We start from the raw sequence: 12282 nt of genomic DNA, 5'->3' as shown, positions 1-12282 counted from the left end.
GACTCCCCAGCGGTCACTGTGCTTGCTTCGGTCATAGGGACTCCCGCAGACCCGCCGGCACAGCCAGGTGGTTCTGCAGTACGACGCCCAGCGGCAAGGCGGCCACGAACGCGGAGTCCTGCGAGCCGTACGCCGGCCGGAGCAGGACGCGCGCGGTGGCGCCCAGGTTGTCGATCGCAGCGATCATGTCCGGAATCTGCTCGGCAGTCATCACCGTGCCGGTCACGACCATGCCGAAGTTCACCAGACCCGCGCCGCGGGCCTCCTCCTGCGCGGAGCGGTCGGCGGCGCGCGCCTCGGCGAGGCTACGGGCCGACGGGCGGCTCGACGTACTGGCGCGGAAGGAGGCGTTGCGCTTGTCGGCCTCCACCATCCGGGCCGCCGTACCGGCGTCCAGTGGACGGTAGAGCAGGGTGACCCGCTTGCGGTCGATGTCGACGTGCGGCGCGACCAGCTGCGAGAGCACCGACGAGAACACCTCACCACGCGGCGCCTGCGACATCTGCCACGTCACTGACCAGGCCGAGTCGTGCCGGTACTTGTCCCAGAACGACTGGGTGCCGGCCGGACCGACGTCGGTCCACTGCAGCTCGGGCGGCATGCCCTGGGCACGGGCCTCGTCGATCAGTCCGGCCGACGCCGGGTCGTACGCGATCCGGATGGCCTCGCAGAGCTCCTGCGCGGTGACCGGCCGGGCGGCACCAGCGCCGGTCGCGTTCAGGCTCTGGGTGAGAGCGGGCAGCCGGGCCGCGAGCTCGCGGCCCATGTCGTCTTCCTTACGCCGCTTGCCGCTCCGGTCGGTGCCCTTGAAGGTCAGGGCGACCCGGGCCGAGACCAGCGCCGAGCCCTCCGGGTAGGTCTGCACGACCTCGGTGAGCATCGCGCGGGCGATCGGCGGCGTACCGTCCATCATGTTGGAGCCGACCTCACGGCGCAGCCGGATACCGGTGTCCGGGGCGCTCTCCACCGTCACCGACGCGGCGACGATGCCGGGCTCGTGACCCAGCGACGCCAGCCACTGTCCCCAGTGCGCCACCCAGACGTCGACCTGCTCCTCGTCCACCAGCGAGGCGCCGTCCGGCTCCGCGTTGATCACGACCGTGAAGTGCCGCGTGCCCGGGTAGTAGAGCAGCGCGAACGGGCGCCCGTACGAATCCTGGTACTCGCTGAGCTGGGAGGAAGCGGCCAGACCGGGGAGCTGGAATTTACCCCATGCGGTCCGGCCGAGCGGACCGGAACGGTAGATGTTGTGCTTCGCCATCTTTGCTCGTTGCCATCCAATACGGGTCGAGATCCGTTGCAGCGCGGACTGGCCGTGCTTGTCCTTGCTCATCAGGAGCAGCAGCGCGACTCCGACGATCAGCAGCGTGACGACGGCGGCCTCGATACCGCCGGACATCGTCGCGATGACCACCGCCAGCAGGCCGCCCATCATGATGGCCGTGCCGAGCATGCCTAGCCCGGCGATGCCCGCCGAGGCTGGCTGCCGCCAGTTGCCGTAGGTGCGAGGTGCGCGTCGTACGTTCTCAGCCGCTGCCACTTGGTCCGTCCGGTGGTGGTGGTGACGATGGTGGTGGTTGTGGTGGGTCGTCGTTGGCGCCCTGTGGCCCCTGCGGCGGCGGCTGGTTGCCTCCGCCACCCTGTGGCTGGCCGCCCTGGTTCGGGTCGCTGCCTGACGGGTTGCCGCCACCGCCGCCACCGCCCCCACCGCCCCCACCGCCGGCATCGGGGTCGCCCATGCCCTCGTGGGAGAGCTGCTTCGCGCCGTCGTGGGCCGCCTTGCCTACCTTGTAGGCGGCCACTGCCACCGCCACTGGCGGTGCTGCAGAAGCAGCTCCGGCACCTGCACCGGCAGCCGCGCCACCACCGCCAGCGCCTGCAGCCGCGCCTTCGCCACCGGCTGCGGCAGCACCTTCACCACCCGCAGCCGCGCCTTCGCCGCCGCCGGCGGCACCCTCACCGCCGCCGCTCGGCGCCTGCTGTTGGGCGCGGCCGACGTTCTGGGCGCCGCTCGGGCCGTCATCCCCACCGCCGTCGCTGTCGCTGCCGCTGTCGCTGGCGGACTTGTTGGCCGACTGGGCCATCTTGTCCATGACCGGGGAAAGCTTCGCGGCGAGCGCACCAGCGCCGGCACCACCCGCGGTGGCCGCGACCATCGGCACGATGAACCGCATCAGGGCCGGCAGCGCGAACAGCGCGAGCACCAGCATCGTGAGACCGGTGACCACGTTCATCACCAGGCTGCCGACGTCCTCCGCGTTCGTGATGTCGAACTTCAGCGGGCCGTTGTCGTTGGCCACCAGCTTGATCGCGGTCGCATAGACGATCGCCGCCACCGGTTTGTACAGGATGAACGCGAGGATCCAGGCGATGATCCGTTTGAACCATGTTCGGCCCATCTCGGTGTTCGTCGCGGCGGCCGCCATCGGCAGCACGCCGAGCAGCAGGATCAGCATCGCGCTGCGGACGACCATCAGCACGATCTGAATCACGCCGGCGACCACGCAGAGGATGCCGACGGCAATCATGATGCCGATCAGCAGCGGCGAGCCGGCCAGCGCCGCGACCGCAGCGAAGCCGAGCACCAGCGCCATCTTCCCGCCGAACGCCTTCGCGTCGCCCGAGCCGATCTCGTCACAGTTCGGCACCCACCCCGAGTTCGAGGAGAGCGCGGAGCTGACGATGCACTGGGAGAACTTGTCACCGAGCGAGATCAGCGCCTGGGCGACGGCGATCGAGAACGCCGCCGCGACGGCGAGCGTGATCAGTGAGCGGAGCAGTTCGCGGGCCGACTCCCCGCGCTGGGTCCAGGCCATCTGCATGGCACCCACGACCAACCCGATGGCGGCGATGAACAGCGTGATGAACTGCGTGTGCGACCAGATCCAGCTGACCGAGTCGTTGGCCGGCTGACCCGGCGTACCGCCCTCGATGGACGGTGTCGGCACGTAGATCCAGAAGGTGGCGATCGTGCTCATCAGGGTGCCGACGGCCGATGAGATCGCGTCGAGAATTGGTTGGAACACGCGCTGCATCATCGCTTCCATACCGGGCACAAGGACCTTCTCGAGCGCTGTCTTCAGCAGACCCACGGCCCAATCGATTGCACCGAGCGGAATCATGTCAAGACGTCCTTGGCGAGACGAATCTGAGAATGGCCGGCAGTGCGACGACTGCCACGATCATCATCGTGACGCCCATGATGATCTTGAGGGTCTGCGGCGTGCCTTCCGGTGCACCCTTGGTGTCCGGCGTCGACATCAGGTAGAGCGCGGTGGCGTAGATCAGCGCGGCGACCGGTTTGTAGATGATGAATCCGGCCAGCCAGGCGAGGGCCCGTTTGAACCACATCATCCCCATCTCGGTGTTGGTCGCCGCCGCGGTCAACGGCAGCACACCGACGAGCAGCACGAGCATCCCGTAGCGGACGATCATCAGGCAGAGCTGGATGATCGACGTGATCACCATCAGGATCCCGACGAAGATCACCAGCACGAAGCCGAACTGCTCGCCGGGACTCTTCAGCGGATCGGTCATCGTCTCGGCCAGCGCCTTGGCGAAGTCGTGGTTGTTCGCGGCCAGCGCCTGGTCGATGATCCAGCTCGAGAACCCGTCCGCCGCCGAGATCAGCGTCCCGGCGAAGGCCGTCGCGGAGGCTGTCACGACGACCAGCGTGATCAACGACCGGAGGATCTCCTTGGCCGGCTCACCACGGTGCGAGATCGCCATCTGGACCGCGCCCACGATCACCGCGAGCGAGGCGATGAACACCATGATGAAGTTCGTGTGCTCCTGGACCCACAGGGCCGGGGTGTTCTCGGCGATGTTCGGGGTCTTGATGTAGACCCAGAGCAGGCCGACCGCCTTCAGGACCGCCTCGACGGCCGCGACGACGATGTTCGCGATCGCCTGGAAGATGAAGTCGAAGAACTTGCCGAAGGCCCATTGCAGGGCGATCTTCAGGCCGTCCCTGATGCAGTCGTCCCAGTCCCAGGGCCACTTCGAGCATCCGAGGGCGATCATGACGCACCACTGAACCTTACGTAGCCGTTCAGACTCGACAGGATGTCCGGCTCCACCGAGCCGTTGAAGGTGCCGTCCTCCTGCAGTACGGCGTACCAGTCGCCATGGGACCACTGCATCGTGATCGGCAACGCGCCGTACGCCTTGTGGTTCAGGTCGGCGACGACCTGGATGATCGCCCGGGTCGCACCCGGCGGGTAGTCGAGCACCTTGAAGCCGGCGAACTGGACCTCACCGCCCGGCGTCGGCGGCGTCTTGAGCTGCTCCTTCGCCGCCGCGATGGCTGCGTTCCGTCCCGGACCGGGCAGCACCCGGGTCCGCAGGACGTCGAGGCTGACCTCGGGGTTCTGGATCTGGCCGAGCACCACCATCGCCGCGAGCACCGCCCCCGTCGGCGAGTGCGCGAAACACGAACGCACGCCGCCCGGGCTGGTGGCCGCGGGACCGCTGGCGGCCTGGATCGGCACCAGGATCTCGCCTTCGAACTGCCAGGTGACCGCGGCCGGGGCGGCCAGGCGCGGGATGCGCTGCTCCGGGCTCCGGTCGTGACAGCCACCGGTGTGGTTGTTCGGCGGGGGCGGCGCCGTCTTGGTCGGCTGCTCGGTCGGCTCGGGCGTCGCGGGCGGGCCGGTCGGCTCGGTGGGCTGTCCGGTAGGAGCCTCGGTGCTCGGAGACTGGCTGGGGTTCGCGGTCGGGGTGTCGTCCCGGCCGGACGCCATGAACCAGACCACCAGGCAGATCAGCACCGCTCCGATGACGATTGCCGACGCGATGAAGCCACGCTCCTCGAGGAAGCTGGTCTTCTCGCCGTCGGAATCGTCATCGGAGTCCGGGTTCCTGCTGAACAGTCCCACCTGCGATCAGCCTCCCAGCAGGTTGACGCGGGTCAGGATCACTTCAGGGCGTCCACAAGGGCAGTCGCCGCGCCGATCACGATGCAGGCCGCCAGCACCCAGCCGAGGCGGGCGGCGTGCTCGCCACCTTCACCGCGGCGCTGACCGACGGCCATCATGCCGCCGGCGATCAGGATGCCGAGAGTACAAACCATGTACGCGATCCACTTGACCCAGCCGAGAACCTTGTTCAGGCCGCCTTCGACCCCGGGCGGCGCCTCGAGCGGGAGCACCGTGTTGACTTCGGTGACCAGGTGGTGAACGAACATCATGAGGGTGAAAACCTTTCAGTACGGGGCGGGGTAGTCCGCTGGGTTTGACGCGCGAAGTGCGTAGATGGATTCAAGGACTTCGAAAACCTCGTCCGGGGTGTTGTCAGGCGTCGGAGCCTCCCCTCTGCGCCACTCCTCGATCCACGGGATGTCCCAGACGCGCGGAACACCCCCACCGACGATGTCGGCGAAGTCGTCGAGGACCCGTGGCAACCGTCCCGGTGCGTCGGCGATCAGCACCAGGCCCAGGACGGCGACCCCCTGCACGACGCCGGAGGCCCACTCGATCGCGGCGCGCTGCGCGGCGCGCAGACCCGAGCCGTGGGTGCGGGCCACCAGGATCACCGGGGTCGGCACCGGCGGCGGCGGAATCGGCCACCGGTGATTGGCCGCCCGGGTGCCCGGGAGGAGTTGCGCCATCGTGGTCTCGCCGGCGCCACCGTGCACACCGACCCACCACAACGTGTCCGCCACCGGAATCGCGAATTTGGGCAGGCGCTGATCCTCCGCGGGCGCCGGCACCCCGTGCTGCGGGGCGGACGGCCCTCGCGGGGTGATGTCCGGCTGAGGTGTCGGGCCGGGTGACGGCTGTTGCGGACCCGGAGACTGGTCTCGTGTCCACGGGTTCTGCGTCATGGCCCCTCCTCTCGCGGTGCGTCACAGGCTGTCGCCCACAGTATTCTCTCGCTTTCCGGGTGTACTTTCGTGACCCATCCACAGGCGAGGATGTTTCTACCCCCTTGTCGGGGTCAGTCGAGCCGCCGGGCCCGCGCGGTTTCTGCGTGCCCGGAATCCGTGGCATGCCTCGTGCGGTGGACATGCTAGAACGAGGACGTCGGAGCCGGATGAGCGAGGGAGATCTGTGGCGGGAATGAGAGGTCATTGTGGCTGAGAAGGTCCCCTCCTGGCCAAAGGTCACGATTCGGCTGTACGACGACCACAACGCCGAGGTGAAGATCGCCGGCCGGAGCCACCCGGTCAACCACCACGACCCGCGCCAGGCCTCCATCCAGCTCGTCAGCGAGCGCGCGGCCCAGCTCGGCCGCGCCGTGAAGGCGACCGCGATCGAGTCCGACGGCGCCTCCTGGCCGCTGATCATCCACCCGGACGGGCAGGTCGAGGCCCTCGAACCCGAGGGCGGCGGCCGCGGCGGGGGCAAGAAGCCGATCTGGCCGATCGTCGTCGCGATGGTGACGGGCTGCGTGCTCGTCCTCGGCACCATCGTGTACGTCGCGGTGATCAAGCCCAACCTGCACAAGAAGCCGACCGTGACCGCGTCACCGCTGCTGCCGTCGCTGCCGGGCCCGGAGGTGCAACCGTACGAGTTCTCCCCGGGGACGGTCCCGCCGGGCTTCTCGACGCACGCCGGCTGGTCGGTCGACCTCGCCCAGGACAGCACGCCCGCGATCAAGCCGGACGGCACCGAGGTCGCGATCCTGACCAACGACCAGAAGGTCGCGGTCTTCGACAGCAACGGCAAGGTGCTGTGGCAGGACAAGGTGCCGAAGGACGCCGAAGCGCCGGTCTACACGACGATCGACAACAAGCTGGTGGTCGCGGTCGCCACGCAGGACACCCTGATCTACTGGGCCGGCGGTGGCGCGGAGCCGAAGCAGCTCAAGCTGCCCGATGGCGCGAAGGTGCAGTTCCTCGGCAAGTCCCCGCTGATCGTGCTGAGTGGCGAGGACGCCGGGTCGATGGTCGTGTCCGGCGGTGTCCTGAAGGCCGTCCAGAACCAGCTGCGGTTGTCGACGGTCCTGCTCGCCGAGGGCGATCGCGCGCTGATCGGGCTGTACAAGGGGCCGTTGTTCTGGAGTGCGCCGGACAAGCAGCTGCAGAAGGTGGAACCGCAGAAGCCGGGTGGCGCGCTGCAGATCCAGCAGGTGCTGGCAGCCAGCCCGGACTACGCCCTGGTGGCGTGGTCAACGAAGGACCCGGAGAAGATCATTCCCACGGTGCAGTCGACCGCGAGCGGCAAGGTCGTCGCGGTCTGCTCGCCGTCGAGCCTGAGCGACGTCCAGTCCTGGGACTGGGTGCCGGACCCGAACCGGAAGATCGCCGCCTGGGGTCAGTGCCTGATCAACCTGGCGAACCCCTGGGCCAAGATCCTCCAGGACTTCCACCCGCTGTCGATCACCGGCTCGCTGATCTACGGCACGATCGGCAGCAAGATGTACGCCGTGACTCCCGGCCGCACGCCGCACCCGCTGGACCCGGCGCCGACCCGTCCGTGGGGCATCGCCGGCCGGCACGCGATCGTCGTCTACGACTCGGTCCTGTACGCGCTGGACCCGGTGGCCAAGTGAAGCGCGCGACGCGGGTCCTGAGTGCGCTGGCGGCCGTCGGCGTACTGCTGGTGCCGTCCGCGCGGGCGCTGGCCGACAACAACGAGCCCGAGCCGACCGAGTGGCCGACGGTCGTGCAGCCCCAACAGGACGGTCAGTCGTCCGAGCCGGAGCCCACGGACTGGCCGACCGTCGTGCAACGGTAGGCCCCCGCCGAACGACAAGCCCTGCGAACGACAAGGCCCGCGATCCCTGACGGGACCGCGGGCCTTGGTGTTGGTGTTGCGGCGCTGAAGGTTTCTCGGCGCTGAGGTCAGCCGGCCGCGACCTCGAGGCGGACCGTGGCGGCCACCTCCGGGTGCAGCTGCACGGAGACCTGGTGCTTGCCGGTGGTCTTGATCGGCGACGCGATCGCGATCGCGCGCTTCTCGACCAGCGGGCCGCCGGCGGCCTTGATGGCACCGGCGATGTCGGCCGGGGTGACCGAACCGAACAGGCGGCCGGTGTCACCGGCCTTCACGTCCAGCGTCACGGCAAGCTGCTCGAGCTGGTTCTTGACCTCGCTCGCGTGCTCCTTGCCCTGGATCGCCCGGGCGTCACGCGCCCGCTTGATCGTCTGGATCTGCTTCTCCGCACCGCGGGTCCAGCCGATGGCCAGGCCGCGCGGGACGAGGTAATTGCGGCCGTAGCCGTCCTTGACCTCGACGATGTCGCCGGGAGCCCCGAGGCCCTCGACCTCCTGAGACAGGATGAGCTTCATGGTCCGTGCCTCCCTCAGCGAGCCGTGCTCGTGTACGGCAGCAGGGCCACCTCACGAGCGTTCTTGATAGCGGTGGCCACATCGCGCTGGTGCTGCACGCAGTTCCCGGTCACCCGGCGGGCGCGGATCTTGCCGCGGTCCGAGATGAACTTGCGCAGCAGCGCGGTGTCCTTGTAATCGACGTACGTCGCCTTGTCCTTGCAGAAGCCGCAGACCTTCTTCTTCGGCTTCCGAATGATCTTGGCCATTGTGGTGCTCTCTTCCTACTTCCAGAGCCCGGCACGGATGCCGGAATGGTCACTGACTGGTTCTTGCGGGCCGATCAGAACGGGGGCTCCTCCATCGAGCCGCCGCCCTGGCTGGCCCAGGGGTCGTTCTGCGGGGCGGACTGGCCGCCACCGCCCTGCGGGGTCGCCCAGGGGTCGTTCTGCGGGGCGCTGCCACCTTGGCCGCCGCCTCCGTAGCCCCCACCCTGGTTCTGGTTGCCACCGCCACCACCGAAGCCGCCACCGCCGCCACCGTCACCGCCGCCGGGACCGGAGCGCATCGCCCGGGTCACCTTCGCGGTGGCGCTGCGCAGGCTCGGACCGACCTCGTCCACGTCGATCTCGAAGACCGTGCGCTTGTTGCCGTCACGGTCGTCGTACGAACGGGACTTCAGCCGGCCCTGCACGATCACGCGCATACCGCGCTGCAGCGACTCGGCGACGTTCTCCGCCGCCTGCCGCCAGACGGAGCAGCTCAGGAAGAGCGACTCGCCGTCCTTCCATTCCCCGGACTGCCGGTCGTACGTCCGTGGCGTCGACGCGATTCTGAAGTTCGCGACGGCGGCACCGGACGGCGTGAACCGGAGCTCGGGATCGTCGACAAGGTTGCCGACCAGTGTGACGACGGTTTCGCCTGCCATTGCCGTTCCTCCTGCTATCGGGTGTGGCTGTGTCTACAGCTATCAGTAGCGGCTGGAACCGACAGTACCGATGGCTGCTGACGACCCCAGGTTCAGTGCTGGTCCGGCCGGATGACCTTGGTGCGCAGGATCGACTCGTTCAGCGTGAGCTGACGGTCGAGCTCCTTCACGACCGCCGGCTCGGCGGTCAGGTCGACGACGGCATAGATGCCTTCGGACTTCTTCTTCACGTCATAAGCAAGCTTGCGACGACCCCAGATGTCGAGCTTCTCGACCGTGCCACCTTCCTTGCGGACGATGTTCAGGTACTGGTCGATGGACGGCTCCACGGTGCGCTCATCGAGCTCCGGGTCGAGGATCACCATGACTTCATAACGACGCATGCGCGAACTCCACCTCCTTCGGACTTGGCGGCCACGGTCTCTCCGTGGCAGGAGGGCGATGCGGTGTGCTTCGCGCCGGCACTTGCCACCGGCGCCAAACAATGAGCCCGGTCGATGGACCGGGCCACACCCAAGAGAATACCAGCGTCCGGACGGCCACTTGACCATATCCACAGGCCTGTTGCCGCCAAGCTGCCAACGGCTGGCCGGACGCGGCCACACCGCCCGCGCGGGCGTCCGATGACCTCACCGTCGGACCTCAGGACGCCGAACCGCGCGGAGGATTGTTCAACAATGAGCCCGGAGAATGAGTACCAGCGCAAGGCCAGGCTGGACCGCGAGGCGCGGAAGAAGCAGCTGGCGAAGCTGCGGGAGCGCGAGCGCAAGGCGCTCGACCGGGCCGAGAGCATCGCGCGCGAGCGGACGGGCCCCGAGCAGCACCAGCACCTCGCCGAGGCCCGCCGGCGGATCGAGGAACGCGAAGGCCGGATCGGCCAGGAGTTGAAGCGATCGCTCGAGGACCGTATCCAGAACGGCCCGAACCAGGCGGGCAAAGGCAGCGTCCAGCGCCTGGTCACTCTGGGGAACAGGGTGTTCGGGGACGGCCGGACCGCGATCGACCTGGCCCAGACACTGATCTCGTACGGCAAGCAGCTCGAGCAGACGTGGAAAGCGTTCGGCAGTTATACGCCGCCGCAACCCGTGCGGGAGACGCGGGCGGAGGAGCGTGAGCGGCTGGCACGAGAGATCGCGGAGCGGGATCGGGAGCGCGCCGAGCGGAACATTGAGCAAGTGCAACGCATCCTGGAGGCCCACGGACCCTTTTCACCCGGCGCGAGGCTCACACCGGATCAGGTCAGGGAGCAGGAAGCACGGTCTCGCTCGCGGTCGCGGGACTCGCGTGACCTGGGTCCGCGGGAGCGAGGTCGTGGCGGCCGTGGCGACTGATCCGGACCAGGACAAGGACGAGCAGCGGTACGGCGAGCGCGAGTGAGACCGCGGCCAGGACCGGGAACCCGCCGAGTGTGAACAGCCACGGGGACGCAGCGGTGGCCAGCGCCGCGACAGTCCAGATCGACGACTCGACGCGACTCTCCAACTCAGCCGATCCGAGCTGTGCACTGCCTCCGAGATAACAGAGGTTCCACGCGTACCCGAGCAGGAACAGCGCAGGCGTGAACAACAGTCCGGTCTGCGTCATCAGTACGGCGGACGCGAGCAAACCGACCAGTCCGGCGAGCATCACGACCCGCGCCCCGAACCGGTCGATCAACCAGCCAGTCAGCGGCGACAGCGCGAACATCCCCAGGGTGTGGACAGACAGCATGACCCCGAGCACGCCAAGCCCTTCGTGGTGCTGGTGCGCGTGAACCGGTACAGCGCTCGTCAGCGACACCATCACCACGTGCCCCACGACCATCACACCCGCAGCCAGTAATACAGGTCGCTTTGCCGAGTCCTGACGCACCTGGAGCACGTCAGCGGAGTCGGTACGCCGGATGTACGTCGAAGCGACGAGTGCGGAGAACACCGCGGCCACTGCGAGCAGGAATGGCCCCGCGATCGCCGGAAGCCCGAATCCGGAGGCGAACGACTGTGACGGCGCCATCAGGAACGGTCCGCCCGCCGCACCGATCGTGCTGGCCCAGACGACGGTGCTCATCGCCCGTGCCCTCCGAGCAAGCGGTACGGCGTCTGCTGCGGCGTACCGCGACAGAAGGCTCGCTGCGTTGCCGACACCGAGCAGGAACATGCCGACGAAGAGTAGGGCGACCGGTGCGCCCACTGCGGCGAGGACGGTGAACGCTCCGCCGGCTACGCCCACGCCGTACCCGGTGCGGAGCGCTTGGGCGCGACTGAGGCGGGCTGTCCAGCGGCCGACCAGCATGGCGCCGGCGGCAGTGCCGAGGACACCGGCGGTGTTGGGGAGACCGGCGAGTGCGGGGCCGAGGTCATCGGCGATCAGGATGGCGCTGACTGCACTGGCGGCGACCATCGCGGCGTTCATCAAGGCGGCGGCGAGAACGACGGGGAACAACATGCTCACAACGCTAGAAAGGCGCGCGCCCCCGAAGAATGGTCGAAGGAAGGCGTCAGGCCTTGTGGAGTACCGATATCGAAGGTGTTCTGGGGAGATGACCTTTCAGGAGCGCGAACTGGACTCCACCGACTGGCAGATCCTGGCCGCGTTGCAGTCGGACGGCCGGCTGTCCTTCAACCAGCTCGGCAAGCGCGTCAACCTCTCCCCACCTGCCGTCGCCGACCGGGTACGACGCCTCGAAGAGGCCGGCGTCATCACCGGCTACCGCGCCGCGGTGGACCCCGCGAAGGCCGGCCAACCGCTGTCCGCCTTCGTCCAGATGCGCTGTACGACGGGGCGCTGCCTACTGAAGACGACGCGCGCGGAGGACTTCCCGGAAGTACTCGAGATCCACAAGCTCAGCGGCAATGCGTGCTCGATGCTCCGCGTCCGAGTCACCTCCATGCACCACCTGGAGGCCCTCTTCGAACGCCTCGGGGAGCACGGCGAGATGAACACCCACATCGTCCTCTCCACGGAGTTCGAGGGCCGCCCCGTCCAACCCGCCTCGAACGAACGCAAGGTCACCCGCTCCGTCGGCTGGGGACCTCAGGAGGGTTGACGCTCGCCACAGTCCGGCGGAAGGATGGCGCGCGGCGTGGCCTACGCCGAACCTCCACCGACCGGCCCCAGCCCGGTCCAGCGAGGAGGCAAAGGGGACCTCGGTCCTCGGGCTGTC

Annotated in this window: 15 protein-coding genes; 4 read left to right on the top strand and 11 right to left on the bottom strand. The window is 68.3% G+C overall.

The window, feature by feature from the left end; all coding sequences use genetic code 11:
* Window positions 1-31: 31 nt before the first annotated feature.
* Genes AC0662_RS23120 through AC0662_RS23095 form a run of 6 tightly spaced genes read right to left on the bottom strand, consistent with a single transcriptional unit; the run spans window position 32 to window position 5824 of the window.
* Window positions 32-1540, bottom strand: coding sequence for an SCO6880 family protein (locus AC0662_RS23120; protein ID WP_452196250.1), 1509 nt, complete (start codon window positions 1538-1540; stop codon window positions 32-34).
* On the bottom strand, window positions 1527-3122 hold the full coding sequence (locus tag AC0662_RS23115) for a TrbL/VirB6 family protein (RefSeq protein WP_478303108.1): 1596 nt from the start codon (window positions 3120-3122) through the stop codon (window positions 1527-1529). The genes AC0662_RS23120 and AC0662_RS23115 overlap by 14 nt, the downstream gene beginning before the upstream one ends.
* A gap of 1 nt (window position 3123) precedes the next feature.
* On the bottom strand, window positions 3124-4023 hold the full coding sequence (locus AC0662_RS23110; RefSeq protein ID WP_452196252.1) for a hypothetical protein: 900 nt from the start codon (window positions 4021-4023) through the stop codon (window positions 3124-3126).
* Complete coding sequence (locus AC0662_RS23105; protein WP_452196253.1) at window positions 4020-4877, bottom strand: DUF8175 domain-containg protein; 858 nt, start codon at window positions 4875-4877, stop codon at window positions 4020-4022. The genes AC0662_RS23110 and AC0662_RS23105 overlap by 4 nt, the downstream gene beginning before the upstream one ends.
* Before the next feature lie 38 nt (window positions 4878-4915).
* Window positions 4916-5188, bottom strand: a complete 273-nt coding sequence (locus tag AC0662_RS23100) for a TrbC/VirB2 family protein (RefSeq protein WP_478303105.1) — start codon at window positions 5186-5188, stop codon at window positions 4916-4918.
* 15 nt (window positions 5189-5203) lie between these two features.
* Window positions 5204-5824: a DUF6668 family protein gene (locus AC0662_RS23095; protein ID WP_452196255.1), complete on the bottom strand. Its 621-nt coding sequence runs from the start codon at window positions 5822-5824 to the stop codon at window positions 5204-5206.
* 248 nt (window positions 5825-6072) lie between these two features.
* On the opposite strand from AC0662_RS23095, the gene AC0662_RS23090 reads away from it, so the two are divergent.
* Together AC0662_RS23090 and AC0662_RS23085 are read left to right on the top strand one after the other, a co-directional pair.
* The gene (locus tag AC0662_RS23090) at window positions 6073-7494 is read left to right on the top strand and encodes a PQQ-binding-like beta-propeller repeat protein (RefSeq protein WP_452196256.1); all 1422 of its coding nucleotides are present in this window, start codon (window positions 6073-6075) and stop codon (window positions 7492-7494) included.
* On the top strand, window positions 7491-7679 hold the full coding sequence (locus AC0662_RS23085) for a hypothetical protein (protein ID WP_452196257.1): 189 nt from the start codon (window positions 7491-7493) through the stop codon (window positions 7677-7679). The genes AC0662_RS23090 and AC0662_RS23085 overlap by 4 nt, the downstream gene beginning before the upstream one ends.
* A 107-nt stretch (window positions 7680-7786) precedes the next feature.
* Here the strand turns inward: AC0662_RS23085 and rplI are convergent, their stop codons facing one another.
* From rplI to rpsF, 4 genes are all read right to left on the bottom strand, one after another.
* A complete protein-coding gene (gene rplI, locus AC0662_RS23080; RefSeq protein WP_387768723.1) occupies window positions 7787-8233 on the bottom strand; it encodes a 50S ribosomal protein L9 in 447 nt (148 codons plus the stop codon).
* Window positions 8234-8247: 14 nt separating this feature from the next.
* Window positions 8248-8481: a 30S ribosomal protein S18 gene (rpsR, locus tag AC0662_RS23075; protein ID WP_012924539.1), complete on the bottom strand. Its 234-nt coding sequence runs from the start codon at window positions 8479-8481 to the stop codon at window positions 8248-8250.
* Window positions 8482-8555: 74 nt separating this feature from the next.
* Entirely contained in the window at window positions 8556-9140 is a 585-nt protein-coding gene (locus AC0662_RS23070; RefSeq protein WP_452196258.1) for a single-stranded DNA-binding protein, read from the bottom strand.
* A 92-nt stretch (window positions 9141-9232) separates the two neighbouring features.
* Window positions 9233-9523: a 30S ribosomal protein S6 gene (gene rpsF, locus AC0662_RS23065; RefSeq protein ID WP_130386399.1), complete on the bottom strand. Its 291-nt coding sequence runs from the start codon at window positions 9521-9523 to the stop codon at window positions 9233-9235.
* Window positions 9524-9817: 294 nt separating this feature from the next.
* Between rpsF and AC0662_RS23060 the strand changes: the two genes are divergently transcribed.
* A complete protein-coding gene (locus AC0662_RS23060) occupies window positions 9818-10471 on the top strand; it encodes a hypothetical protein (RefSeq protein ID WP_478303098.1) in 654 nt (217 codons plus the stop codon).
* Here the strand turns inward: AC0662_RS23060 and AC0662_RS23055 are convergent.
* Window positions 10380-11564: an MFS transporter gene (locus AC0662_RS23055; RefSeq protein ID WP_478303096.1), complete on the bottom strand. Its 1185-nt coding sequence runs from the start codon at window positions 11562-11564 to the stop codon at window positions 10380-10382. The two genes, AC0662_RS23060 and AC0662_RS23055, sit on opposite strands and share 92 nt — an antisense overlap.
* A gap of 94 nt (window positions 11565-11658) precedes the next feature.
* On the opposite strand from AC0662_RS23055, the gene AC0662_RS23050 reads away from it, so the two are divergent.
* Complete coding sequence (locus AC0662_RS23050; RefSeq protein ID WP_478303094.1) at window positions 11659-12165, top strand: Lrp/AsnC family transcriptional regulator; 507 nt, start codon at window positions 11659-11661, stop codon at window positions 12163-12165.
* Window positions 12166-12282 lie beyond the last annotated feature (117 nt).

Source organism: Kribbella sp. NPDC043289 (assembly GCF_056436705.1).
Note: the sequence above shows the minus strand (reverse complement) of the source record. Positions and strands in the feature narration are given on the sequence as shown.

What these genes read in the sequence shown, in the direction of transcription:
- AC0662_RS23110 (WP_452196252.1), bottom strand. Translation starts at nt 4,023, where the DNA reads ATGATCGCCCTCGGATGCTCGAAGTGGCCCTGGGACTGGGACGACTGC.
- rpsF (WP_130386399.1), bottom strand. Translation starts at nt 9,523, where the DNA reads ATGCGTCGTTATGAAGTCATGGTGATCCTCGACCCGGAGCTCGATGAG.
- AC0662_RS23060 (WP_478303098.1), top strand. Translation starts at nt 9,818, where the DNA reads ATGAGCCCGGAGAATGAGTACCAGCGCAAGGCCAGGCTGGACCGCGAG.
- rpsR (WP_012924539.1), bottom strand. Translation starts at nt 8,481, where the DNA reads ATGGCCAAGATCATTCGGAAGCCGAAGAAGAAGGTCTGCGGCTTCTGC.
- AC0662_RS23115 (WP_478303108.1), bottom strand. Translation starts at nt 3,122, where the DNA reads ATGATTCCGCTCGGTGCAATCGATTGGGCCGTGGGTCTGCTGAAGACA.
- AC0662_RS23050 (WP_478303094.1), top strand. Translation starts at nt 11,659, where the DNA reads ATGACCTTTCAGGAGCGCGAACTGGACTCCACCGACTGGCAGATCCTG.
- AC0662_RS23095 (WP_452196255.1), bottom strand. Translation starts at nt 5,824, where the DNA reads ATGACGCAGAACCCGTGGACACGAGACCAGTCTCCGGGTCCGCAACAG.
- AC0662_RS23100 (WP_478303105.1), bottom strand. Translation starts at nt 5,188, where the DNA reads ATGATGTTCGTTCACCACCTGGTCACCGAAGTCAACACGGTGCTCCCG.
- AC0662_RS23070 (WP_452196258.1), bottom strand. Translation starts at nt 9,140, where the DNA reads ATGGCAGGCGAAACCGTCGTCACACTGGTCGGCAACCTTGTCGACGAT.
- AC0662_RS23055 (WP_478303096.1), bottom strand. Translation starts at nt 11,564, where the DNA reads ATGTTGTTCCCCGTCGTTCTCGCCGCCGCCTTGATGAACGCCGCGATG.
- rplI (WP_387768723.1), bottom strand. Translation starts at nt 8,233, where the DNA reads ATGAAGCTCATCCTGTCTCAGGAGGTCGAGGGCCTCGGGGCTCCCGGC.